We start from the raw sequence: 22,742 nt of genomic DNA on the forward strand, positions 1-22,742 counted from the left end.
CGATTTTGGCTGTTGATCGGCCGCTTTCAACAGCCAAAATCGCGCACTCGCGGCGCCGGGGTCGGTTTGGGTCCGGGTAGCGTTCTTCGGGTGTCAGAGTCAGAGCCGTCGACCGCCTCCGGGACCACCGCCGCCACGGTCCCCGACGGGGCAGCGCATACCGCGGGTGCTGCTGGTGCCGCGAGCTCGGCGTCCGAGCCCCGGCGCGAACCGACCACGCTCTTGCGCGCCGCCGTGCGCCCGCGGCTACTCGTCGTGCTCATCGTGCTGCTCGGGATGGCGGCGTTGTGCGCGCGGCTCGGCGTCTGGCAGCTGGACCGGGCCGAGCAGCGCGGCGCGCAGGTCGAGCGCCGGCAGGTCGCGGCCCAGGAGGCGGCCGCGCCCGGGCCGCTCGGTGACGTGCTGGCCCCGCAGGAGTCGTTCGGCGGCAACCTCGTCGGGGAGCACGTGCGCGTGCGTGGGCGCTACGAGCCCGCCGGTCAGCTTCTGGTGGCCGACCGCGTGCTCGACGGGCGTGTGGGGTACCTCGTGCTGACCCCGTTGCGGGTGAGCGATGCGGGCGGCCGCGCCGGGTGGACCGGGGCGGACCCCGTGCTGCCGGTGGTGCGCGGCTGGGTCGCCAGCCCCGCGGACGCCAGAGCTCTGCTCACGGTGCCCGACGGCGAGGTGACCGTCACGGGTCACCTGCAGTCCTCCGAGGCGTCGGGGAGTGCCGACAGCCCGCCCGGGCAGACCGACGCCGTCAGCTCCGCGCAGCTCGTCAACACGTGGGGCGGGCCGATCTACTCGGGGTACCTCGTGCTCGCGCAGTCGCAACCGGCGCAACCGGCAGGCCTCGCGCTGCTCGGGCCGCCGACGCTCGGTGGCGGCGAGGGCGGGAACTGGAACGTGCAGAACCTCGCGTACGCGTTCCAGTGGTGGATCTTCGCCGGGTTCGCGCTGTTCCTGTGGCTGCGCATGGTCCGCGACGAGGCAGCCGGGGACGGCATCGCGGAGCCGGCCACCGAGCCCGCAGTTGCGGACAAGCCGCAACAACGTCCGAGCGTTGACGTCCTATAAGACGTCAACGCTCGGACGTTGCGGGTGGCTGGTGAGGACGTCAGCGGTCGGACGTTGAGGTCAAGGTGCCGGCGGAAGGGTCGGTGTGGCGGTGCTCAGGATGCTGGGGGCGTGCGGCGCTGGGCCTTGATCTCGCGGCGGCGGCGTTCGGACTGGGTCCGGCGGGTCCGCGAGCCCCGGCTCGGGCGGGTGGCCCGGCGCGGCGGTCCGGGCGGCGCGAGGGCGGCGTCGAGCAGGGTGACGAAGCGCGCGAGCGCCGCCTCGCGGTTGCGCAGCTGCGAGCGGAACTCCGACGCCGTGATGGTCAGCACCCCGCCGACGAGCCGGCCGGCGAGCCGCTCCAGGACCCGCTCGCGCAGCTCGGGGGACAGTGCGCGGGAGTGGGCGGCGTCCCAGAGCAGCTCGGCGCGCGAGTCGGCGGTGTTCACGGACTGCCCGCCCGGGCCGCTCGAGCGCGAGAACCGCCAGGAGAGCTCGTCGTCGGGCACGACGACGGAGCCGCGCAACGTGACCGGACCGAACATGCCTCAAGGATCCCCGACCACGACCCTCGGGTCGACCTGAATACCCCCACGTGTCACCCGCAGCGCGCCCCAGGGACCGCGCTGCCGCTGACACGTGCTCTGGTGCTTGAGGTGTCAGACCGTGCGCGCCCCAGGGACCGCGCACGGTCTGACTCTGGAGGCGGCGGTCAGCCTCCGTGGTTGTTCGCTGGCTACTCGCGCTGCCAGGAATGCCACAGGGCGGCGTAGTCGCCGTCCGCGGCCACCAGCTCGTCGTGCGAACCGATCTCGCTGATCCGGCCCGCCTCGACCACCGCGACGCGATCGGCGTCGTGCGCGGTGTGCAGCCGGTGCGCGATGGCGATCACCGTGCGGCCCTCGAGGACCGCGGACAGCGACCGCTCCAGGTGCCGGGCCGCTCGGGGATCGAGCAGCGACGTCGCCTCGTCCAGCACGAGCGTGTGCGGGTCGAGCAGGACGAGCCGGGCGAGCGCGAGCTGCTGGGCCTGCGCAGGCGTGAGCACGACGCCGCCGGAGCCGACCGCCGTCGCCAACCCGTCGGGCATCGCCCGCACCCAGCCCCACGCATCGACGGCGTCGAGCGCGTCGGCCAGCTCGGCGTCGTCCGCGCCCACCCGGGCCAGGCGCAGGTTGTCCGCGATCGTGCCGACGAACACGTGGTGCTCCTGGGTGACCAGCGCCACGTGCCCGCGCAGGTCGGCCAGCTCCAGGTCCACCAGCGGCACCCCGCCGACCGTCACCGCGCCGCCGGTGGGCGGGTGGATCCCGGCCAGCATGCGACCGAGCGTCGACTTGCCCGCGCCGGACGGTCCGACCACGGCGAGCCGTTCGCCGACCCTCAGGTCCAGGTCGATCCCGTGCAGCACGTCGTGACCCGGCCGGTAGGCGTACCGGATCTCGCGCCCGACGACGTGCTCGTCCGCCGGCGTCCCCGAACCCGCGGTGCGGTCCGGCGGCACCGCGGCCACGCCGATGATGCGCGCGAGGGACGTCGCGCCGACCTGGATCTCGTCGAGCCAGAAGATCAGCTCGCCGGTCGGCTGGATGACCTGAACCGCGTACAGCGTGATCGTGGTGATCGCGCCGATCGTGGCGCCGCCGGTCGAGATCAGGTAGGCGCCCCAGACCAGCACCGCGAGGACGGGCAGCAGGAACGCGGTGTCCACCCCCGGGAACAGCACGGTGCGCAGCCGCAGCGTGGCCGCCTCGGCGTTGAACGCCTCACGCAGGTCGCCGTCCACCCGAGCCCGCCGGCGCGCGCCCAGCCCGAGCGCGTCGACGGTGCGGGCACCCTCGACGGACTCGGTGATCGTGCCGTTCAGGGTCGAGTACGCCGCGGACTCCCGCAGGTACGCGGGCGCCGCTCGGTGCAGGTACCAGCGGGTGATCCCCACCAGCAGGGGGAGCCCGGCGAGCAGCCCGAGGGACGCGACCGGGTGCGTGAGCACCGCGGCCACGGCCGTCAGGATGATCGTCGCGGTGGTGACCAGGATGCGCGGCACGCCGAACCGGACCGTGTACTGCACGCGGTCGATGTCGTTCGTCGAGCGCCCGAGCAGGTCGCCCGTGCCGGCCCGCTCGACCGTGGACAGCGGCAGCCGCGTCACGGTCGAGAGGAACTCCTCGCGAAGGTCCGCGAACACGGTCTCGCCGAGCACCATGGCTGCGCGCTGCGCGTAGCGGATCAGCACGGTCTGCGCGAGCACCGCGACGACCAGCACGGCCACGGTCCGGTCGATCGCCGTCGTCGTCGTGCCGTGCATGACGCCGTCGATCAGGCGCCCGAGCAGCCACGGGCCGGCGAGGGCCGCGGTCGCCGCGAGCGTGTGCAGCACGACGACGCCGGCCAGGCCGCCCTGGTGCCGCCGAAGCAGCGTGGCGGTGTAGCGCCGAAGCGCGGGACCGTCAGCGACGGGTAGCAACATGTCCGACCTCCTCCAAGGCGTCGTCGTGCGAGTCGTGATCTTCGGTGCGCGAGACGACCGCGCGGTAGGCGCGCCCGTCGGGTGAGTCGGCGTCGATCAGGGCCCGGTGCTGCCCGACGACGACGACCCGGCCGTCCCGCACGAGCGCGACCTCCTCGACGGCGTCGAGCACGAGCGGGCTCGCGGTGACCAGGACGGTGGTGCGACCCGCGCGGGCCTCGACCAGCCGCCGCGCGATCCGCGCCTCGGTGTGGGCGTCGACCGCGCTGGTGGGCTCGATCAGCACCAGCACCTCCGCCTCGGTGAGCAGCGCCCGGGCTAGCGCGACCCGCTGCCGCTGCCCGCCGGACAGCGACCGCCCCTTCTCCGCGATCTGCCCCGCGAGGCCGCCGGGCACGGAGTCGAGCACGTCCGCCGCGTCCGCGACCGCGAGCGCTCGGAGCTGGTCCTGCGCATCCGCCCGGCCGCGCACGTTCAGCTCCTCGGCCAGCGCGCCGGTGAACAGGTGCGGGGTGGACTCCGCGACGACGATCCGCGTGCGGATCTCCGCCAGGGAGAGCTCGGCGAGCAGGGTCCCGCCCCAGCGGACCTGCGCCGCGGCGGCGTCGGCCCCGTCGTCGAACCGGCCGAGCCGAGCCGCGATGCGAGCCGTCTCGTCCGGGTCGTCACTCACGAGCGCGACCAGGGAACCGGCCCGCACGCGCAGCCCGCTCGCCGGGTCCAGCAGGTCCGCGCCCGGGTCGGGGGCCACCGCGAACACGCGGTCGACCGCGAACGTGTCCGGCACGGCGAGCACGTTGATGATCTTGCGGGCCCCGATGTGCGCGCGCGTCGCGATGCGCATCGCCTCGGTCGCGGTCCACAGCGGCCCCGTGAGGAACGCCGCGAAGCCGTAGAACGCGACGAGCTGGCCCGGGGTGATCTCGCCCGCGAGCGCCAGGCGCGCGCCGAACCAGACGACCGCGGCGAGGAAGAGCCCGGGCAGCAGGGTCTGCAGCGCGTCGAGCAGGGACTGCGTCGCGGCGACCTGGACTCCCGCCTCGCGCACGGTCTGGGACTGCGCGCGGTACCGGCCCGCGAACACGTCCTCGCCGCCGATGCCGCGCAGGATGCGCAGCCCGGAGACGGTGTCGGCGCCGAGCGTGGTCAGCCGGCCGGCCGCCTCCCGCTGGGCGGCCTGACGGCGTTGCAGCGGGCGCACGAGCAGCGCGAGCAGGCCGATCACGAGCGGCAGGCCGATCAGCACGAGCGCGCCGAGCAGCACCGAGGTGCGCATGAGCACGACGGCGATCGCGGCGTACGCGGCGAGCCCGCCGACGAAGCGGGCCGCGATCGCGAAGACCTCGCCCATCCGCAGCGCGTCCGAGGCGACCGTCGCGACGACCTCGCCCGTCGGCAGCTCGGCGGTGACCGCGTCGCCGGTGCGGGTCACGTGGTGCCCGATGAGCTGGGAGGACGCGAACGCCGCGCGGAGCCAGTTCTCGACGTCGAGCCGGTGGCCGAACACGTTGCACAGGATCTGCACGGTTCCGACGGCCGCTAGCGCGAGGCAGCCGATGAGCAGTGCGGGGGAGAGTCCGTCGCTCAGGCCGCCGTCGACGATCCGGCCGACCACGTACGGCATGAACGCCCCGGCCACGTTGCCCACGATGCCCACCGCGACGGAGGCGAGCAGGATGCCCGACTGGGCGCGCGCCTGCCACCAGAGGAAGGCGAGTGGCGAGGTCAGCGGCGGGGTGCCGGGATCGGCCAGGGGGAGTGTGCGCACGAGAAGGACGGTAGGCGCGCCGACCCACAACAACCCAAGCATTAATCGGCACCCCGTCTCGACTTGTCAGCAGTTGCGCGGTCCAGGGACCGCGTTCGGGCTGACACATGTGGTGCTCTTGGACTTGTCAGGCGTTGCGCGGGCCAGGGGGCGCGCAACGCCTGACGCGTTGAGCAGGGGCTTGGCGTGAGGCGGGTGGGATGGGGGATGATCGGGGGCATGCCGAGCCTGCCTGTACCGATCAAGTCCGCCCCGACCGTGCGCGAACCGGAGCGGGCGCGAACCGCCGTCGGCCGCTATCGCGTGATGGCCTGGGTCACCGGCGCGATGCTGCTGATCTTCTCCCTCGAGATCGCGCTGAAGTACCTGGCCGGTCTGGAGGGCTTCAGCTGGATCGGCATGGTGCACGGCTTCGTCTACATGGCGTACCTGGTGGTCGTGCTGGACGTCTGGTCGAGGATGCGCTGGGGCTACGGCCGCCTCATCACGATGGTGCTCGGCGGCGCGGTCCCAGTGATGTCCTTCATCGTCGAGCGCCGCGTGCACCGCGACGCCGACGTCCTGCTCGGCCCGGCACGTACCCTGGAGCCGTGACCTCACCCCCCAAGCTGCCCCCGCAGCGGCCCGTTCTCGTTGTCGACTTCGGGGCGCAGTACGCGCAACTGATTGCGCGCCGCGTGCGCGAGGCCAACGTGTACTCCGAGATCGTCCCGCACACGGCCACGGTCGAGCAGATGCTCGCCAAGCACCCGGCCGCGATCATCCTGTCCGGAGGGCCGTCGAGCGTCTACGCCGACGGCGCGCCGTCGGTCGATCCGGAGCTGTTCAACACCGGGGTCCCGATCCTCGGCATCTGCTACGGATTCCAGGCGATGGCCCAGGCGCTCGGCGGCACCGTCGCGCACACCGGCCGCAGCGAGTACGGCGGCACCTCGGTCTCGGTCGCGGACTCCGGCGAGCTGCTCGCCGGCTCGCCCGCCCAGCAAGAGGTCTGGATGAGCCACGGTGACTCCGTGCAGGGCGCGCCGGACGGTTTCACCGTGCTCGCGATGTCCCCGGGGTCGCCCGTGGCGGCATTCGAGAACCGCGAGCGCCGGCTGTTTGGGATGCAGTGGCACCCCGAGGTCAAGCACTCCCCGCAGGGCCAGCGTGCGCTGGAGAACTTCCTGTACGACGGCGCCGGCCTCAAGGGCACCTGGAACCCCGGCAACGTCATCACCGACCAGGTCAAGTTCATTCGCGCCCAGGTCGGCGATGCCCGGGTGATCTGCGGCCTGTCCGGCGGGGTGGACTCCTCGGTGGCCGCGGCACTCGTACAGAAGGCCGTCGGCGATCAGCTGACCTGCGTGTTCGTCGACCACGGGCTGCTGCGCGCCGGCGAGGCGGAGCAGGTCGAGACCGACTTCGTGGCCGCGACCGGTGTCCAACTCGTCGTCGTGGACGCTCGCGAGCGGTTCCTCACCGCGCTCGCCGGCGTGAGCGACCCGGAGACCAAGCGCAAGATCATCGGCCGAGAGTTCATCCGGGTCTTCGAGCAGGCGGCGCGCGACATCGTGGCCGCGGCCGGCTCGGCGGGCGAGGACGTGAAGTTCCTGGTCCAGGGCACGCTGTACCCGGACGTCGTCGAGTCCGGCGGGGGCGAGGGCACCTCGAACATCAAGAGCCACCACAACGTCGGCGGCCTGCCCGCCGACCTGAAGTTCTCCCTCGTCGAGCCGCTGCGGGCCCTGTTCAAGGACGAGGTGCGCGCCGTCGGGCTCGAGCTCGGGGTGCCCGAGGCGATCGTCTGGCGCCAGCCGTTCCCCGGACCGGGTCTGGGCATCCGGATCGTCGGTGAGGTCACCGCCGAGCGGCTCGAGGTGCTGCGCGCGGCGGACGCCATCGCACGCGAGGAGCTCACCAGGGCGGGGCTGGACCGCGAGATCTGGCAGTGCCCGGTGGTCCTGCTCGGTGACGTGCGCTCGGTCGGCGTGCAGGGCGACGCCCGCACGTACGGGCACCCGATCGTGCTGCGCCCGGTCAGCTCTGAGGACGCGATGACCGCGGACTGGACGCGGCTGCCGTACGACGTGCTCGCGATCATCTCGACCCGCATCACCAACGAGGTACCCGAGGTCAACCGCGTCGTGCTCGACGTCACGAGCAAACCGCCGGGCACCATCGAGTGGGAGTGAAGCCCTCGCGGAAGGCGGCCACGGTGCGCCTCGGCGTGCTCGACGTCGGCTCCAACACCGTCCACCTGCTCGTGGTCGACGCGCACCCCGGTGCCGCGCCGGTCCCGAGCGCGACGCATAAGACCGTCGTGCGGCTGATGCGGTTCCTCACGCCGGACGGGGCGATCAGCGACGAGGGCGTCGACCGGATCACCGCCGCGATCGCCGGCGCGGTGGACGCCGCGACGAAGGAGGACGTCGAGGAGCTGCTTCCGTTCGCGACCTCGGCGCTGCGCGAGGCCACGAACGGCGCCTCGGTGTTCGCGCACATCGAACGCGCGACCGGCGTCTCACTGCGCGTGCTGAGCGGCGTCGAGGAGTCCCGGCTCACGTTCCTCGCCGTGCGGCGCTGGTACGGCTGGTCGGCGGGGCGGATCCTGCTGCTCGACATCGGCGGCGGCTCGCTCGAGATCGCGTCCGGGATCGACGAGTACCCCGATCTCGCGACGTCCGTGCCGCTCGGCGCGGGCCGCTCGACGATCGGCTTCCTGCCCGACGACCCGCCGACGTCGACCCAGGTCGAGGAGCTGCGCAAGCACGCGCGCTCGGTGCTGGACGAGGTGAGCAAGCAGTTCGCCTCGCTCGACGGCCCGGATCACGTGGTCGGCACCAGCAAGACGTTCCGTTCGCTGGCCCGCCTCGCGGGTTCCTCGCACGACGGCGTCGGGCCGGACGACCGGGTGCTGCTGCGGCGGTCCGCGCTCGCGGACTGGGTCCCGCGGCTCGCCGCGATCCCAGCCGAGGCGCGCACCGCGCTGCCGGGGATCACCCCGGAGCGGACCGCGCAGATCGTCGCCGGTGGCATCGTCGCGGAGCAGGCGATGCGTGCCTTCGGGGTGCGCGAGGTCGAGATCTGCCCGTGGGCGCTGCGCGAGGGGATCATCCTGCGCCGCCTCGACGAGCTGGGCTGATTCGCGCCGTACCCTTGCCGCGTGCGGATCGCTCATCTCTCTGACACCTACCTCCCCCGGACCGGCGGCATCGAGTCGCAGGTCAGCGACCTCGCCGCGCGCCAGGCGGCGGCGGGCCACGACGTGCACGTGCTCACCGCGACGCTCGGTGCGGGCGGCGAGCGCGGCGGGGTGGTCGACATCGAGCGTGGGGTCGCCGTGCACCGGCTCGGTGCGCGCCTGCCGTTCGAGCTGCCGGTCAACCCGGCCGAGTCCCGGCTGATCGCCGCCGCGCTGCGTGCGTGGCGCCCCGACGTCGTGCACGTGCACGCGGGGGTGCTCTCACCCTTCGCGTACGACGGCGCACGAGTCGCGCTCGCCCAGGACCTCCCCGTCGCGATCACCTGGCACTGCATGCTCGACGGCGTCGTCGGCGCGCTGCGGGTCGGCGCCCGGCTGACCGGGTGGAACCGCCGGGCGATCGCCCTCAGCGCGGTCAGCGACGTCGCTGCGGCGGGGGTCGCGGGGGTCTTCGGGACGCACGTCGCGGTCGTCCCGAACGGGTTGGACCTCGACGCCTGGGCGCCCCGGCCCGGATCCGGAGCCGATCAGGCGGTGGCCGACGCCGGGTCCGCGGGATCCGGCGGGCCCGTCCGGTTCGTCGCCACGATGCGGCTGGCGCCCCGCAAGCGCGCCGTCCCGCTCATCGAGGCCGTCGCGACCGCCGTCGCGCAGCTCGAGCCCGGTGCGCTGCGGCTCGACGTGATCGGTGGCGGGCCCGCGCTGGCCCGGGTCGCGGACCGGGTCTCGCGGCTCGGCCTGGACGACGTCGTGCGGCTGCGCGGGCGCCTGGCCCGGGGGGAGGTGCGCGCGGCGTACGACGAGGCGGACGTATTCCTCGCACCCGCGGAGCTGGAGTCGTTCGGAATCGCCGCGCTGGAGGCGCGGGTGGCCGGCCTTGCGGTCGTCGCGCGACGCAGCACGGGGATTTCGAGCTTTGTCGAGGATAGGACCAACGGCCTACTCGTCGACGATGACGAGGGTCTGAGTGCCGCAATTGTCCGGTTGATCCGCGACCGGAAGCTGCTCGCCGACATCACCGCTCACAACCGCGCTGTGCGCCCTGACCTGGGCTGGGACCGCGTCTTGGCGGCTGCCGGGGCCGAGTATGCGCGGGCCCGCAGCCTGCGGATAGCGCTTCAAAATAGTCGCTGAAGAAACGTGACCTAGGTCCCGATCCGGAGGAACAAGTGACCGGGAGCATTGCACCTGTGAGCCGATGAAGGTTCTCGGGTCTGGTGCTTGAAGGCCCGAAGTCACTTTGTTCCTCGAAGGGAACGGATATGTCCAGCACCACGACCACCAATTCCACCAGTCCAGCGGTCAAGCTCATCGCGCTCTTCACGATCCTCGCGGGGATCATCATGATCGTCGCGGGTGGGGCCACCTGGTCCCTCGTGACCTCGCAGCTGAAGGACGAGCACATCACCGTCGCTGCCGTGACCCCCGAGGCTCCCGGTGCGCTCGCCGACAAGCCCGTCGCCGGCCCGTTCACCGCCTACGCACAGGCCAACGCGATCAAGCACCACTCCCTCACCGCCGGCAACGGCAAGACCTACGCCCAGATCGGTGACGCAGCCAAGGCCCTCAAGGCCAAGCTCGCCGCCGCCGGCACCAGCGAGGCGGACATCGCCGTCGACCCGGGCGTCGTCGCCCTCGCCACCGCCCGCACGAACGTGATGAACGGTGCGTTCCTGCGGACCGCGTTGTTCAGCTCGGTGATCTCCTACGGGGTCGCAGCACTGGTCATCGGCCTCGGCCTGATCTTCGCGCTCCTCGGCTTCGCCATCCGGTCCGTCTCGACCACCACCGTCGTCACCGAGGCGCCGGGCGTCCCCAGCCCGGTCGGCGCGCGGGCCTGACCCGAGTCGCGGGCCGCGGCGCACAGCCTCGGCCCGCACCTCCGCCGCATCGCCCGGAACTACCCCAAAGGCGCCCGCATCACCAGCATTCGTGCAGGTGGTGCGGTGTTTCGCTGTGTGGACCCTGTTCGAGCGGCGGTCGGTCCCGGGATAGCCTCGCGCGCATGCCGACGACCACGACCACGACCACCACGACGGTGACGCCGGCCGCGAAGCTGGCTCCCGCAGAAGCCGACGTTCCGGTTGCCGCTCAGGCCTGACCCGCAGCCCGGAGCCCCGACACCCGCAAGAGCACCGCACCACCGGGCATGAGCCTGGTGGTGCGGTGCTTCCTTGTGGGTGCGGGGTCGTCGGCCGCGGGGTCCGTCAGCGCGGCCGACGGCGAGCGCTGGTCGCGATCGATCCCGCCAGCAGCCCGATGCCGCCCAGTGCGAGCAGCCCGATCGCCGCCAGCTCGAGGTCCAGCTGGGCCCCCGCCGCGACGGCGAACACGCCCGCGCCGATGACCGCGAGGATCAGGCCCCAGACCACGGTCCCGACCCGAACGCCCGGACGGGCCGGTTCGACAGCCGCGCTCGACGCTGCCGCGCTCGACGTTTCGCTCGACTCTTCGCTCACCACTGGTGCAACCGCCGGCGGTGAGGTCGGGATCGTGGCGAACGGCTCTGTGTACACCGGAGCGGCTGCCACCGGCGCGGTGTCCCGCGGTGCGGCGTACGCCGGGTCGGTTGCCTGCGGCGCCGAGTAGGGCGCCGTCGGGTACTGCGTCGTCGGGTACTCCGTGGTCTCGTACTGCATCGTCGGGTACTGCGTCGTCTCGTACTGCGTGCTGGGGTCTGCCTGCAGCTCGACCGTCGGCGCCGCCGTCTCCTCGGGCTGGACCGTCGGCGCTGCCGTCTCGTCGGTGTGCTCGAACTGGATGGTCGCGGCGCCGTCGTCGGGCGTGCGGTCGGAATGCTCAGTGGGCTCGTCCGCGTCGGGACGGGGCTGGTCGGTACTCATCGGTTCTCCTCCACGACGCGGACGGAGGCCGCGCCGGCGTCGATCTGGATGGCGAGCTCGGGGCTCGTCCTCGCGGTGACCTCGCTGCTCGCGAAGTCGTAGGACTGTGAGTCGGAGACGGAGCTGATCCGTTGGGTCGGGTCGACATCCCACCGGATGTCGCCGGCCCGGACCCGGACGTTGGCGGTCACCGCGGCGTCACTCGGCACGGTCACCGTCACGTCGCCGGCGCCGAGGCTGATCGGCACGGTGACCGCGGTGGCACGGCCCGCCGTGATGGGGAGCTGGGTGAGGTCGACGTTGACGTCGCCGACCGCGACCGCGAGACCCTTCCGCGCGTCGGCGACGGTGGTCGGCGTCCACGCGCCGTCGGAGACGAGGAACCGGACGTTGTCCGACGGGCCCGACCACGGCGACTGGTCGGCGATCGAGGCAGGGACGGCGAGCACGATGGCGACGATGGCCAGGAACCCGAGGGTCCCGCTGCGGCGGCCGCGGAAGCCTGCGATGGCGATCCCGAGCCCGGCCAGCATGATCCCGATGCCCGCTGCGGTCAGCGCGACGGGCCAGTCGAGGGTCCCGTTCCGGTCGAGGATCAGCAGCACCGCGAGGGCGAGCAGGGTGAGTCCGACGACGGCGCGGATGGCGGCCCGGCCCGGTCCGTAGACGCGGGGCTTGAGCGGCTTTGGGGGGATCGGTGGCACGGGCGGCACCGGGGCGTAGTCCGCGGGCGGTCCGGCGTACCCGCCCGCGGGCGGTCCGGCGTACCCGCCGGCCGGGGGGTAGGTGTAGCCGCTGGCCGGCGCTGCGGTGTAGCCGGCGGGCGGCGTCGGGTAGCCACGGCCCGGCGCGGGCGGCGGGGGTGTCGGACCGTACGGTTGCGCACCGGGTGCGGGTGGGAAGCCCGGACCGGTCCAGGGGGCCTTCGGTCCGGCCGCCCGTCGGTTGGCTCCGCGCTGCCGCACGGCCGCAACGATGATCGCGATCATCGCGAGGACGGCCGCGAGCCACAGCAGCCCGTTGAACGTGCCGTTGTGCCACCACCCGTTGCGCCAGCTGATCCCGATCACGAACAGCGCGATCGCCCCGAGCAGCGCGGCGTCGAACCGGCCGCGGATCGTCTCCTGAAGATGGATTCGGCCGTCGACCTGCTCGGGCAGCAGCGCCCACGCGAGCCCGTAGAGGATGAGGCCGGCGCCGCCGAACAGTGCGGTGATGGCGAAGATGCCGCGGACGAGCAGCGGGTCGATGCCGATCCGCAGGGCGACTCCACCCGCGACGCCACCGATCCAGCGGTCCTGCGTGCGGACGACGCCGAGGCGCCGCATCGAGTCGAAGAAGCCGTCGCTCCCATAGCGCTGCTGCGCGAAAGCGGGCGGTGGGGGTGCCGGCTGGCCCGCCGGCGGAGGGGTTGTCGTGTCCATGGATCGATCGTGGCCGCTCGCCGGGTGCGCCGACCATCGGGGATCACCCTGAACGCACCCTGAAAGTCGGCCCCGATGCCCCTGGTCAGACCCCGGATTCACCCTGGTTACCCCCATGACGTGTGACGATCGGAGCATGACCTCGATCACCGGGACCTCGCGGCCTTCGCCGCCGGCTCGGCTCCCGCTGCGCCGACCCGTGCACGGACGGCGGATCGCCGGGGTCTGCGCGGGGATCGCCGCGCACCTCGGGGTGCGGGTCGGTCTCGTGCGGCTGGTCATGATGGCCGGCTCGTTCGCGTACGGGGCGGGACTCGCGCTCTACGTGTTCCTCTGGGTCACCGTGCCGACCGGGGACCCGGCGGCCGCCGCCGGCGAGGAGCGCCCCGCCGCAATGTCGCGCCTCGCGCCGCGGCTGCGCGCCGAGGGTCGGCCCGTGCCGGTCACGGACATCGGGATCGGGTTGATCCTGCTGATCGGCGCCGGCCTGCTCATCGCGATCCGCCGGGGCGCGCACATCGAGATCTCCTGGGTCGTGCCGACGCTGATCCTGCTCTCCGGGACGGCGATGGCCTGGAGCCAGCTCGACCGCGTGCAGCGCGAGCGCTGGCTCTCGCGCGCCGGCGGGCGGACCCCGGTGAGCGTGCTCCGCCTGGTCGGCGGCATGGTGCTCGTCGCGGTCGGGGTGCTGCTCCTGGTGGCCCAGGAGGCTCCGGTCACCGACCTGCTCCGATCGGCGGTCGCGTCCCTCGCGGTGCTCGTGGGTGCGGTGATCGTGCTCGCACCCTGGTGGCTGCGGCTGGTCCGCGAGCTGGGCGACGAGCGGGCCGCGCGGGCCAGGGAAGCAGAGCGCGCCGACATCGCCGCGCACCTGCACGACTCGGTGCTGCAGACCCTCGCCCTGATCCGGGCCCGGGCCGACCAGCCCGCCGAGGTCGCCCGGATGGCTCGCGCGCAGGAGCGCGAGCTGCGCGAGTGGCTCTACGACGACCGGACCGACCCGGGCACGTCCCTGGCCGCGGCGCTGCGCGCGGTCGTCGGAGAGGTCGAGGACGGCCGCGCGGTCGCGGTCGAGGCCGTCGTCGTCGGGGACCGGGTGCCCGACGCGGATACGGAGGCCCTGCTGCAGGCGACCCGCGAGGCCCTCGTGAACGCCGTCGTGCACGGCAGGCCGCCGGTGTCCTTGTACCTGGAGGTCGCGCCCGACGGCGTCGAGGTGTTCGTGCGGGACCGGGGCGACGGGTTCGACCTGGACGCGGTGCCGATGGACCGGTTCGGGGTCCGGGAGTCCATCATGGGCCGCGTGCGCCGCCGCGGCGGGACGGCGACGGTCACGTCCCGCCCGGACCGCGGGACCGAGGTTCACCTGCGCATCCCGGTGCGCACCGAGGGCGAGACGAGGAATGGAAGCTGATGAACGAGCAGGCACCGGTGGCGAACGGCACGGGGCAGGCGCCGACCGGCGGTCGGTCGGTGGTGCCCGTGGACGTCGTGCTGGTCGATGACCACCTGATGTTCCGCACGGGCGTGCGGGCGTCGCTGGACGCGCGGGTCAACGTCGTCGGGGAGGCCGACGACGTCGAGTCGGCGATCGCCCGCGTCCGGGCGCTGGCCCCGCCCGTCGTGCTGCTCGACGTGCACCTGCCCGGCGGCAACGGCGGCGGCGGCGGCGCGGAGGTCATCGCCTCGTGCGCCGACCTGCTCGCGACCACCCGGTTCCTCGCGCTGTCGGTGTCCGACGCCGCGGAGGACGTGGTCGCGGTCATCCGCGCGGGCGCCCGCGGGTATGTCACCAAGGCGATCTCGGGACCGGACCTGTGCGACGCGGTCGTGCGGGTCGCCGGCGGCGATGCGGTCTTCTCGCCGCGACTGGCCGGGTTCGTGCTCGACGCGTTCGGGACCGTCGCCGGGGATGTCGCGATCGCCGACGACGAGCTCGACCGGCTCTCGGCGCGCGAGCGTGAGGTGATGCGCCTGATCGCCCGCGGGTACAGCTACCGCGAGGTCGCCTCGGAGCTGTTCATCTCGATCAAGACCGTCGAGACGCACGTCTCGGCGGTGCTCCGCAAGCTCCAGCTGTCCTCGAGATACGAGCTGACCCGCTGGGCCGCGGCGCGCCGCCTGCTCTGAGGGCCCCGCTGGGCTTCCACCACGAACTGGGAGTTGTTGTCGTCAAAGAGCCGAAATAGGACAACAAGTCCCAGTTCGCGGCGCGAATCGGAGATCGCGGGTTTGCGCCCGCGAGTTTCGCCGATCGAACAGTGTCCGTGTCGACGTCTCCGAGTTCTTCGACACCTCCGAGTTCTTCGACACCTCCGAATTCGTGGGCTCGCTGCCCCCGTCGTCCCGGCGACCTGCCCCGAAGGCCCGCTGTCCGGGCAGCCGGCCGGCTCGACCTCAGTGCAGCGCTCTGTGCAGCCCTCAGTGCAGCGAAAGTGCACCAAAACGTCTCATTCACTGCACTTTTGATGCACAGAGCGATGCACTGAGCCCCGCCCACCCCACGGTGCTAACGGGCCGAGCCCGCCGTCGACACCGACGTTCGGCCCGCAGTCGACACCGCCGCCCTCGGGCCGCTCGCGCCGCGAACTGGGAGTCGTTGCCGTATTTTCGCCACAAATGGGACAACAACTCCCAGTTCGTCGCGACGCGCCGTCAGATCGTCGGGCCGTGGCAGGCTCGCTCTCGTGAGCACCCCCTACGGCGCCTGGCCGTCTCCGATCTCCGCCGCCGACGTCGCCGGGGGAGTGCGCCCGGCCTTTCCCCAGCTCGTCCCGACCACCGACGGCGCGCCGCCCGAGGTCTGGTGGACGGAGGGTCGCGCCGCACAGTCCGGGCGCCAGGTCGTCGTCCGCCGGGATGCCGACGGACACCAGCACGACGTCCTGCCGGCGCCCTGGAACGCCCGAACCCGCGTCCATGAGTACGGCGGCCTGAGCTGGCTCGTCGTCGGCGGCGCGCTGGTGTTCTGCAACTTCGCCGACCAGCGGGTGTGGCGACTCGCACCTGGTTCCACCGACCCCGTCCCGCTGACCCCCGAGCCGTCCCACCCCGCCGCGCTGCGGTACGCCGACCTGACCGTCGTCGGCGACGAGCTCTGGTGCGTCCGCGAGCGGCACGACGACGGCGTCGTGCGCCGGCACCTGGTGGCAGTGCCGCTGGACGGCTCGCAGGCCGTCCGCGAGCTCGTCGGCGGCAGCCAGTTCCTCGCCCATCCGCGCGTCTCGCCCGACGGCGCCCACCTGGCCTGGCTCGCCTGGGACCATCCGTCCATGCCCTGGGACGGCACCGAGCTCCGCGTCGCGCCGATCAACTCCGATGGCACGATCGGCCGGCCGCGCACCCTCCTCGGCGGCGTCGCGGAGGCCGTCCTCCAGCCGGAATGGGCCGATTCGGCCACGCTCTACGCGGTGACCGACCGCAGCGGCTGGTGGAACCTCGTGCGCGTGCGTCTGGCAGGTGGGCCTCTCGAAACCCTGCACGCCGCGGAGGAGGAGTTCGGCGCCCCGCTCTGGCAGCTCGGTCAGACGACCTACGCCGTGCTCGACGACGGCCGGCTCGCCGTCACCCACGGCGTCGGACGCGCGGCGCTCGCGGTGCTGGATCCGCGCAACGGAACCCTGGTCGACGTCGATGTGCCGTTCGGCTCGTTCCAGTCCTCCCTGCGCGCCCGGGACGGCCTCGTCGTGGGCGTCGGGATGTCACCGACCGCGCCGGCGGCGGTCGTCGTCGTCGACCTCGCGGGCGGCTCGGTGGACGTCGTCGACCATCACGCGACGGTTCCCGACACGAGGTGGCTGCCCGTGCCCACCGACGAGGCGCTGGCCGGGCCGGACGGCCGGATCGTGCACGCGCTGGTCTACCCGCCGACCCACCCCGACGCGGTCGGGCCCGTGGGGGAGCTCCCGCCGTACGTGGTGCTCGTGCACGGTGGCCCGACGGCGCAGTCGGTCGCCTCGCTGAGCGTGGAGAAGGCGTTCTTCACCAGCCGCGGCATCGGCGTGCTGGACGTGAACTACGGCGGCTCGAGCGGCTACGGGCGCGCCTACCGCAACGCACTGCGCGAGCAGTGGGGCGTGGTCGACGTGCAGGACTGCGTCGCCGCCGCGCGCGCCCTCGTCGCCGCCGGCCGGGCCGACGGCGATCGCCTCGTCATCCGCGGCGGGAGCGCGGGCGGCTGGACCGTGCTCGCGGCCCTCACCCGCACGGACGCGTTCGCCGCCGGCGCGTCGTACTACGGCGTGGCGGAACTGCTGCAGTTCGCCGCGGACACGCACGACTTCGAGTCGCGCTACCTCGACGGACTCATCGGTCCGCTGCCCCAGACCCGCGAGCGGTACATCGAGCGCGCGCCGCTGAGCCACGTGGACGAGCTGAGCTGCCCGGTGCTGCTGCTCCAGGGCGACCAGGACGAGGTCGTGCCACCGTCGCAGTCCGAGCTGTTCCGCGACGCGCTGGTGCGCAAGGGGATCCCGCACGCGTACCTGCTGTTCGCGGGGGAGCAGCACGGGTTCCGGAAGGCGGAGACCGTTGTTGCGGCGCTGGAGGCCGAGCTCTCGTTCTACGGGCAGGTGCTCGGGTTCGAGCCGCCTGGGGTGCCGCGCCTTGAGCTCACGACACGGTCCGCCGGTCTGTCAGGATCTCCCGCGTGACGCCTACGCCAGAGCGCAGCCCGAACGCGACCCCGATCGAGCGGCAATGGCCTCCGTTCGGCCTGGAAATCATGTGCGGGCCACTCGCGCTGACTCCGGTTCGCGATGATGACCTCGCCGAGCTGGTCGAGGTGGTGCTCTGCGGCGTGCACGATCCCGGCGCGGTTCCGTTTGACACGCTCTGGACGACCGGTACGCCGAAAGAAGTCGGCCGGCGATTCTTGCAGTACCACTGGTCACAGCGCGCGGCCATGGCTCCCGAATGCTGGAACCTGGAGATGGCCGTCCGTCGCGACGGAGAGATTGTTGGCTGCCAGGGCATCTCCACACGAGACTTCACGATCACGCGGACCGGCGAGACGGGGTCCTGGCTCGGCAGGAAGCATCACGGCAAGGGAACCGGGACCTTGATGCGACAGGTCATCTGCGCGTTCATGTTCGATTTCATGGGTGCCGAGCAGATGACCTCGGCCGCGTTTGCGGATAATCCCGCCTCGCTTGCCGTGTCACGGAAGGTCGGATACCAGGGCAACGGCGCCGTTCGTCTGAAGCGGCGTGCGGGCGAGATGGTTCTTCAGGAGAAGCTCGTCCTGACCCCGGAGTACTTCAACCGGCCGGAGCACGACCTCACGGTCCACGGCGTTGCCCAGCTGCGGAGCTTCCTCGGGCTGAGCTAGTGATCGTCCCGATCCTCTGACGACAGCCCTCGCCGAGAGCGAAGTCCTCTCAGCAGGGTCCACTTGCCGCTAACGTCCGAGCGTTGACGTCCTATAGGACGTCAACGCTCGGACGTTAGCGGGTGTTGCGGGTGTTGCGGGTGGGTCAGGAGGTGGGTCAGTCGTGGGTGACGACCTGCAACGGGAGGGTCGCGATGATGGGATGGTCCTTGTCGATCATGCCCATCTTCGCGGCGCCGCCCGGCGAGCCGATGTCGTCGAAGAACTCGACGTTCGCCTTGTAGTACTCGCTCCACTGCTCGGGGGTGTCGTCCTCGTAGTAGATGGCCTCGACCGGGCAGACCGGCTCGCAGGCACCGCAGTCGACGCACTCGTCGGGGTGGATGTACAGCGAGCGTTTGCCTTCGTAGATGCAGTCGACGGGGCACTCGTCGATGCACGCCTTGTCCTTGACGTCGACACAGGGCTGGGCGATCACGTAGGTCACGAGCGGGGTCCTTCCGGGAGAGCGGAGTCAGGCGCGAGGAGCGCCGAATGCGGGTGCCCGACGGCGGCGGCCGGTCGGGTCGGTCGAAGAAGGATCAGGGGTTGTGCCGGCCGGGTTTCTCGGGGACGAGCGTGCCGCCCTGTGCCACCCAGGCGGGGGACTGTCGGACCACGCCGCCGATCACGGTCACGGCGGGCGGTTTTACGCCGACCAGAAAGGCCCGCTCGGCGATGGTCGCCAGGGTCCCGGTCGTGACGCGCTGGCCGGGGCCGAAGCCGTCCTCGATCACCGCGACCGGGGTGTCCGCGGACCGCCCGGCGGCGACCAGCGCGCTGCAGGTCTTGGCCAGCAGGCTGACCCCCATCAGCAGGACGACGGTGTGGTCCTCGGTCGGGGGGATCGCGCCGATCTCCTCATGCCCGGTGAGCACGGTGAACCCGCGCGAGATCCCCCGGTGCGTGACCGGGATCCCGGCCGCGGCCGGCACCGAGATCGCGCTGGTCACGCCGGACACGATCTCGACGGGCACCCCGGCCGCCCGGCACACCGCGCTCTCCTCGGAGCCGCGGCCGAAGACGTACGGGTCGCCGCCCTTGAGCCGCACCACCCGCAGACCGGCGAGCGCATGCTCGACGAGCAGGGCGTTGATCCTGTCCTGCGGCACCGCGTGGTGCCCGGGCGACTTGCCGACGTCGATCACGATGACGTCGGGCGCCAGCTCGCTCAGCACGGCCCGCGGCGCGAGCTTGTCGACGACGACGACGTCGGCCTCGGCAAGCAGCCGTCGCCCCCGGACGGTCAGCAGGTCCGGGTCGCCCGGTCCGCCGCCGACCAGCGCGACCGACCCGACCTCGACCCGCTCGCCGTCGGCCGCACGTCGCCGGAACCGCCGCAGCGGCAGCTCGCCGCTGTGCAGCAACGAGGCCACCGCGTTGCGCACCGCGACCGCACGCCCCGGATCCCCGCCCGCGTTCACCGCAACGACGACGTCGTCCACGCGCGCCACCGCGGGCACCCACGCCCCGGACGCCTGAGCGTCCGACGCCTGGACGCACCACACCCGCGCAGAGTCGGCGTCCTGCGCGACGGCAGCATCCACGGCCGCGACCCCGGTCGCGGTGTGCACCAGCCACGCGCCGTCCAGGTCCCCGGCGCGGTACTCGCGCGGCTCCCACGTCACGACACCGTCGGCCGCCAGCACCGCGATCTCGTCGACGACGCCCGGCGCGACGACCCGCACCTGCGCGCCCGCCTCGACGAGCCCGCGGACCCGGCGCGCCGCGACCGGCCCGCCCCCGACGACCACCACGAGCCGCCCGGCGACCCGCAGCGTCAGCGGGTAGCCGGGGTTCGCGGGCGCGACGTCCACGCTCATCGAGCCGTCTCGGCGGCGAGCCCCCGGCGGCGCAGCAGGCCCCGCTCGAGCGGCGCGAACACGAGCAGCTCGACGAGGATCCCCACGGCCAGGATGAGCAGGATCGCGACGAGCACGACGGACATGTCCTGGACCTCGCGGCCCTGCTGCAGCAGCGAGCCGAGTCCGAACCCGATCTCCCCGCCGACGGCGATGATCTCGGCAGCCATCAGGGACCGCCACGAGAACGCCCAGCCCTGCTTGAGCCCGGCGACGTACCCGGGCAGCGCGGCGGGCAGGATCACGTGCCGCACCAGCTCGACCGGGTTCGCGCCCAGCACCGCCCCGACCCGGCGGTACAGCGGCGGTACCTGGTCGACGCCGGCGACCAGACCGTTGATGATCGACGGGATCGCGCCCATCAGGATGACGAAGTAGGCGGTCGCGTTCGTCAGTCCGAACCACAGGATCGCCGCAGGCACCCAGGCCACCGACGGCAGCACCTGGAGCCCGGTGATCAGCGGGCCGAACGACATCCGCACCCAGCGGACCCGGGCCACCAGGATGCCGATCGGCGTCGCGATCAGCACCGAGATGCCGAACCCGACGATGCCGCGTTCGAGCGAGGTCAGCAGGGCCTTCTGGACCTGCCCGTTCCCCCACGCGATGCCGAACTGGTGCACGACCTCGAGCGGGCTCGGCACGATGTAGTCCGGCTTGACCCCGGACCAGACGAACACCTGCCAGCCCGCGATGAGGATCACGAGCGCGAGCAGGGGGGCGAGCACGGACCAGAACCGGTCGCGGCCGCGCCGCGCGCCGGGGGCCGGTGCGGTCTGCAGGGCGTCGAGCCCGGCCTCGAGGGCGAGCGCCTCCGCGGTCGAGCGGTCCGCGACGGCGGTCGCAGCCGTCCCGGCGTCGGGCGGCGTCGTGAGCTCAGATGGCGGCATGGCGGCGGATCTCCTCTCGGAGGTGGTCGGTGATCTCGACGGCCAGGGCGCCGACCTCGGGGGCTTCGATTCTGCGCTCCCCGTGCACATCGACCTGCCACTCGCGCACGATCCGCCCGGGCCGGCTGGACATCAGCAGCACGCGCTGCCCGAGCCGGACCGCCTCGCGGACGTTGTGCGTGATGAACACGACCGTCCGACCGGTCGCGAGCCAGATGCGCTCGAGCTCGACGTGCAGCAGGTCCCGGGTGATCGCGTCCAGGGCCCCGAACGGCTCGTCCATGAGCAGCACGTTGCGCTCCTGGGCGAGCGACCGGGCCAGCGCGACGCGCTGGCGCATGCCGCCGGACAGCTCGTGCACGGCCTTGTTGCCCGCCGCACCGAGGTGCACCAGGTCGAGCAGCTCCGACGCCTTCTCCTTGCGCTCGACCCGCCCGACCCCGCGCAGTCGCAGCGCGAGCTCGACGTTGCGCTGGGCGGTGAGCCACGGCAGCAGCGCGGCCTCCTGGAACATCAGCGCCGCGCCGTCACCGGCCACCTGGACCGTGCCCGACGTCGCGGGCTCCAGCCCGGCGACGATGTTCAGCAGGGTCGACTTGCCGCACCCCGACGCGCCGAGCAGGCAGACGAACTCGCCGGGCGCGATCGTGAGGTCGATCCCGTCGAGCACGTCCGGGCCGTTCGCCGCGAACCGCTTGGTCACCCCGCGCAGGCGCACGGCGGCGGGCAGCTCGGGAGCCACGCCCGCCCCGCTCAACGCGGGAGCGGGAGCGGACGCGGCGATCCGGGGCTCGGCTGTCGTCATGTTCACTCCTGGCCCAGCCCGGCGGAGGAGACCGCGGGCTGGCCCTTCTCCTTGAGCACCTTGTTCAGCAGGCGCAGGTCGTAGATGCCGTCCAGCGACGCCTTCTCGGTGGTGCCGGCCGTGACGCCGGCGGCCAGCAGCTTGTCGAGGGTGCCGGCCAGCGGATCGACGGAGAAGCTGATGTTCGTGAAGGCCCGAGCGAGCACCGCATCGGAGAGCGGCTTGCCCGCGGTCTTGGCGATCTCCGCGTTGACCACGCCCGGCGCATCCTTGGGGTTGGCCTTGAGCCAGTCCACCGAGTCCACCGTGCCGCGCAGCAGCGCCTCGACGGTGGCGGGGTGCTCGCCAAGGAACTTCTTGCTCACGATCAGGTTGGTGGTGAGGAACTTGCCGCCCGCCCACAGGTCTTTCTCGTCGACGAGCACCTTCGCGTTGGCGTCGACCACGAGGCGCGACGCCCAGGGCTCCGGCAGCCACGCGCCGTCGATCTTGCCGTCCTGGAACAGCTGGAGCGTCTGGGCGTTGTCGGTCGGCGTGATGGTCACGTCGCCACCACCGCTGATCGAGTTCTTCAGCCCCTTCGACGTCAGCCAGGACCGCAGCGCGACGTCCTGCGTGCCGCCGAGCTGCGGGGTCGCGAGCTCGGCGCCCTTGAGGTCCGCGGCGGTCTTGATGCCGGGCCGCACCACGAGCTGGGCGCCGCCCGACGTCGAACCGGAGATGATCTGCAGCGACTCGCCGTGGCTCTTGATGAACCCGTTGATGGCCGGGCTCGGACCGAGGAACGCGGCGTCGATCGCGTTGGCGTTGAGCGCCTCGATCGCGGCCGGCCCGGCGTTGAACACCTGCGTCTTCAGCTTGGTCTTGCCGAGCTCCTTGGCGAACAGGCCCTTGGAGACCCCGACGAGCGCCGGCGCGTGCGTCACGTTCGCGAAGTACCCGAGCCGCAGCGCGTCGGCGGGTCCCGAGTCGCCCTTCGAAGCTGACGCGGGCGAGCAGGCGGCGAGGGCGGCGAGCAGCGGGATCATCGCGAGAGCGGTGACGGCCCGCAACGATCGGGATCGGCTGGAGCTGGAGAAGGGGCGCATGG

The 22,742-nt window shown here is 72.6% G+C and carries 20 protein-coding genes; 10 read left to right on the plus strand and 10 right to left on the minus strand.

The window, feature by feature from the left end:
- The first annotated feature begins 90 nt into the window (after positions 1 to 90).
- Complete coding sequence (locus VIM26_RS12950) at positions 91 to 1,059, plus strand: SURF1 family protein (RefSeq protein WP_331951799.1); 969 nt, start codon at positions 91 to 93, stop codon at positions 1,057 to 1,059.
- A gap of 95 nt (positions 1,060 to 1,154) precedes the next feature.
- Here the strand turns inward: VIM26_RS12950 and arfB are convergent, their stop codons facing one another.
- The 3 genes from arfB to VIM26_RS12965 all read right to left on the minus strand — a co-directional run bounded on the left by arfB (position 1,155) and on the right by VIM26_RS12965 (position 5,276).
- Positions 1,155 to 1,583 (minus strand): alternative ribosome rescue aminoacyl-tRNA hydrolase ArfB, encoded by a 429-nt coding sequence (gene arfB / locus VIM26_RS12955; RefSeq protein ID WP_331951801.1) that lies wholly within the window; start codon positions 1,581 to 1,583, stop codon positions 1,155 to 1,157.
- Between the two features lie 191 nt (positions 1,584 to 1,774).
- Positions 1,775 to 3,508, minus strand: a complete 1,734-nt coding sequence (locus VIM26_RS12960) for an ABC transporter ATP-binding protein (RefSeq protein ID WP_331951803.1) — start codon at positions 3,506 to 3,508, stop codon at positions 1,775 to 1,777.
- The gene (locus VIM26_RS12965) at positions 3,489 to 5,276 is read right to left on the minus strand and encodes an ABC transporter ATP-binding protein (protein ID WP_331951805.1); all 1,788 of its coding nucleotides are present in this window, start codon (positions 5,274 to 5,276) and stop codon (positions 3,489 to 3,491) included. The genes VIM26_RS12960 and VIM26_RS12965 overlap by 20 nt, the downstream gene beginning before the upstream one ends.
- A 219-nt stretch (positions 5,277 to 5,495) precedes the next feature.
- On the opposite strand from VIM26_RS12965, the gene VIM26_RS12970 reads away from it, so the two are divergent.
- The 5 genes from VIM26_RS12970 (at position 5,496) to VIM26_RS12990 (ending at position 10,301) form a co-directional block, all read left to right on the plus strand.
- Positions 5,496 to 5,870, plus strand: coding sequence for a DUF3817 domain-containing protein (locus VIM26_RS12970; protein ID WP_331951807.1), 375 nt, complete (start codon positions 5,496 to 5,498; stop codon positions 5,868 to 5,870).
- On the plus strand, positions 5,867 to 7,450 hold the full coding sequence (gene guaA / locus VIM26_RS12975) for a glutamine-hydrolyzing GMP synthase (RefSeq protein WP_331951809.1): 1,584 nt from the start codon (positions 5,867 to 5,869) through the stop codon (positions 7,448 to 7,450). The genes VIM26_RS12970 and guaA overlap by 4 nt, the downstream gene beginning before the upstream one ends.
- A 23-nt stretch (positions 7,451 to 7,473) precedes the next feature.
- Positions 7,474 to 8,400, plus strand: coding sequence for a Ppx/GppA phosphatase family protein (locus VIM26_RS12980; protein WP_331951856.1), 927 nt, complete (start codon positions 7,474 to 7,476; stop codon positions 8,398 to 8,400).
- Positions 8,401 to 8,421: 21 nt separating this feature from the next.
- A complete protein-coding gene (locus VIM26_RS12985; protein ID WP_331951811.1) occupies positions 8,422 to 9,594 on the plus strand; it encodes a glycosyltransferase family 4 protein in 1,173 nt (390 codons plus the stop codon).
- A 128-nt stretch (positions 9,595 to 9,722) separates the two neighbouring features.
- Positions 9,723 to 10,301, plus strand: a complete 579-nt coding sequence (locus VIM26_RS12990; protein ID WP_331951813.1) for a hypothetical protein — start codon at positions 9,723 to 9,725, stop codon at positions 10,299 to 10,301.
- A 366-nt stretch (positions 10,302 to 10,667) separates the two neighbouring features.
- Here VIM26_RS12990 and VIM26_RS12995 read toward each other — a convergent pair whose 3' ends face one another.
- Together VIM26_RS12995 and VIM26_RS13000 are read right to left on the minus strand one after the other, a co-directional pair.
- Positions 10,668 to 11,303: a hypothetical protein gene (locus tag VIM26_RS12995; protein ID WP_331951815.1), complete on the minus strand. Its 636-nt coding sequence runs from the start codon at positions 11,301 to 11,303 to the stop codon at positions 10,668 to 10,670.
- The gene (locus VIM26_RS13000) at positions 11,300 to 12,727 is read right to left on the minus strand and encodes a PspC domain-containing protein (RefSeq protein ID WP_331951817.1); all 1,428 of its coding nucleotides are present in this window, start codon (positions 12,725 to 12,727) and stop codon (positions 11,300 to 11,302) included. The genes VIM26_RS12995 and VIM26_RS13000 overlap by 4 nt, the downstream gene beginning before the upstream one ends.
- Before the next feature lie 136 nt (positions 12,728 to 12,863).
- Here VIM26_RS13000 and VIM26_RS13005 point away from each other — a divergent pair, with 136 nt between their 5' ends.
- The 4 genes from VIM26_RS13005 to VIM26_RS13020 all read left to right on the plus strand — a co-directional run bounded on the left by VIM26_RS13005 (position 12,864) and on the right by VIM26_RS13020 (position 18,056).
- Positions 12,864 to 14,141 carry a PspC domain-containing protein gene (locus VIM26_RS13005; RefSeq protein ID WP_331951819.1) on the plus strand — a complete coding sequence of 426 codons (1,278 nt, stop codon included), beginning with the start codon at positions 12,864 to 12,866 and terminating at the stop codon, positions 14,139 to 14,141.
- Positions 14,141 to 14,857 carry a response regulator transcription factor gene (locus tag VIM26_RS13010; RefSeq protein ID WP_331951821.1) on the plus strand — a complete coding sequence of 239 codons (717 nt, stop codon included), beginning with the start codon at positions 14,141 to 14,143 and terminating at the stop codon, positions 14,855 to 14,857. The genes VIM26_RS13005 and VIM26_RS13010 overlap by 1 nt, the downstream gene beginning before the upstream one ends.
- A gap of 557 nt (positions 14,858 to 15,414) precedes the next feature.
- Positions 15,415 to 17,379: a prolyl oligopeptidase family serine peptidase gene (locus tag VIM26_RS13015; RefSeq protein ID WP_331951823.1), complete on the plus strand. Its 1,965-nt coding sequence runs from the start codon at positions 15,415 to 15,417 to the stop codon at positions 17,377 to 17,379.
- Positions 17,376 to 18,056, plus strand: coding sequence for a GNAT family N-acetyltransferase (locus VIM26_RS13020; RefSeq protein ID WP_331951825.1), 681 nt, complete (start codon positions 17,376 to 17,378; stop codon positions 18,054 to 18,056). The genes VIM26_RS13015 and VIM26_RS13020 overlap by 4 nt, the downstream gene beginning before the upstream one ends.
- 157 nt (positions 18,057 to 18,213) lie before the next feature.
- Here the strand turns inward: VIM26_RS13020 and fdxA are convergent, their stop codons facing one another.
- The 5 genes from fdxA to VIM26_RS13045 form a co-directional block, all read right to left on the minus strand.
- A complete protein-coding gene (gene fdxA, locus VIM26_RS13025; RefSeq protein ID WP_331951827.1) occupies positions 18,214 to 18,543 on the minus strand; it encodes a ferredoxin in 330 nt (109 codons plus the stop codon).
- A gap of 94 nt (positions 18,544 to 18,637) precedes the next feature.
- A complete protein-coding gene (gene cobA / locus VIM26_RS13030) occupies positions 18,638 to 19,918 on the minus strand; it encodes a uroporphyrinogen-III C-methyltransferase (protein WP_331951829.1) in 1,281 nt (426 codons plus the stop codon).
- Complete coding sequence (locus VIM26_RS13035) at positions 19,915 to 20,847, minus strand: ABC transporter permease (RefSeq protein ID WP_331951831.1); 933 nt, start codon at positions 20,845 to 20,847, stop codon at positions 19,915 to 19,917. The genes cobA and VIM26_RS13035 overlap by 4 nt, the downstream gene beginning before the upstream one ends.
- Positions 20,834 to 21,652: an ABC transporter ATP-binding protein gene (locus VIM26_RS13040; RefSeq protein ID WP_331951833.1), complete on the minus strand. Its 819-nt coding sequence runs from the start codon at positions 21,650 to 21,652 to the stop codon at positions 20,834 to 20,836. Before VIM26_RS13040 ends, VIM26_RS13035 begins: the two co-directional genes overlap by 14 nt.
- A 2-nt stretch (positions 21,653 to 21,654) precedes the next feature.
- Positions 21,655 to 22,740 (minus strand): ABC transporter substrate-binding protein, encoded by a 1,086-nt coding sequence (locus tag VIM26_RS13045; RefSeq protein ID WP_331951835.1) that lies wholly within the window; start codon positions 22,738 to 22,740, stop codon positions 21,655 to 21,657.
- Between the last annotated feature and the right edge of the window lie 2 nt (positions 22,741 to 22,742).

The organism is Pengzhenrongella sp. (assembly GCF_036565025.1).
Classification (GTDB): Bacteria; Actinomycetota; Actinomycetes; order Actinomycetales; family Cellulomonadaceae; genus Pengzhenrongella.

What these genes read in the sequence shown, in the direction of transcription:
- cobA (WP_331951829.1), bottom strand. Translation starts at nt 19,918, where the DNA reads ATGAGCGTGGACGTCGCGCCCGCGAACCCCGGCTACCCGCTGACGCTG.
- VIM26_RS12970 (WP_331951807.1), top strand. Translation starts at nt 5,496, where the DNA reads ATGCCGAGCCTGCCTGTACCGATCAAGTCCGCCCCGACCGTGCGCGAA.
- VIM26_RS12990 (WP_331951813.1), top strand. Translation starts at nt 9,723, where the DNA reads ATGTCCAGCACCACGACCACCAATTCCACCAGTCCAGCGGTCAAGCTC.
- arfB (WP_331951801.1), bottom strand. Translation starts at nt 1,583, where the DNA reads ATGTTCGGTCCGGTCACGTTGCGCGGCTCCGTCGTCGTGCCCGACGAC.
- VIM26_RS13045 (WP_331951835.1), bottom strand. Translation starts at nt 22,740, where the DNA reads ATGCGCCCCTTCTCCAGCTCCAGCCGATCCCGATCGTTGCGGGCCGTC.
- VIM26_RS12960 (WP_331951803.1), bottom strand. Translation starts at nt 3,508, where the DNA reads ATGTTGCTACCCGTCGCTGACGGTCCCGCGCTTCGGCGCTACACCGCC.
- VIM26_RS12995 (WP_331951815.1), bottom strand. Translation starts at nt 11,303, where the DNA reads ATGAGTACCGACCAGCCCCGTCCCGACGCGGACGAGCCCACTGAGCAT.
- VIM26_RS13035 (WP_331951831.1), bottom strand. Translation starts at nt 20,847, where the DNA reads ATGCCGCCATCTGAGCTCACGACGCCGCCCGACGCCGGGACGGCTGCG.
- VIM26_RS13000 (WP_331951817.1), bottom strand. Translation starts at nt 12,727, where the DNA reads ATGGACACGACAACCCCTCCGCCGGCGGGCCAGCCGGCACCCCCACCG.
- VIM26_RS13040 (WP_331951833.1), bottom strand. Translation starts at nt 21,652, where the DNA reads ATGACGACAGCCGAGCCCCGGATCGCCGCGTCCGCTCCCGCTCCCGCG.
- VIM26_RS13005 (WP_331951819.1), top strand. Translation starts at nt 12,864, where the DNA reads ATGACCTCGATCACCGGGACCTCGCGGCCTTCGCCGCCGGCTCGGCTC.
- VIM26_RS13010 (WP_331951821.1), top strand. Translation starts at nt 14,141, where the DNA reads ATGAACGAGCAGGCACCGGTGGCGAACGGCACGGGGCAGGCGCCGACC.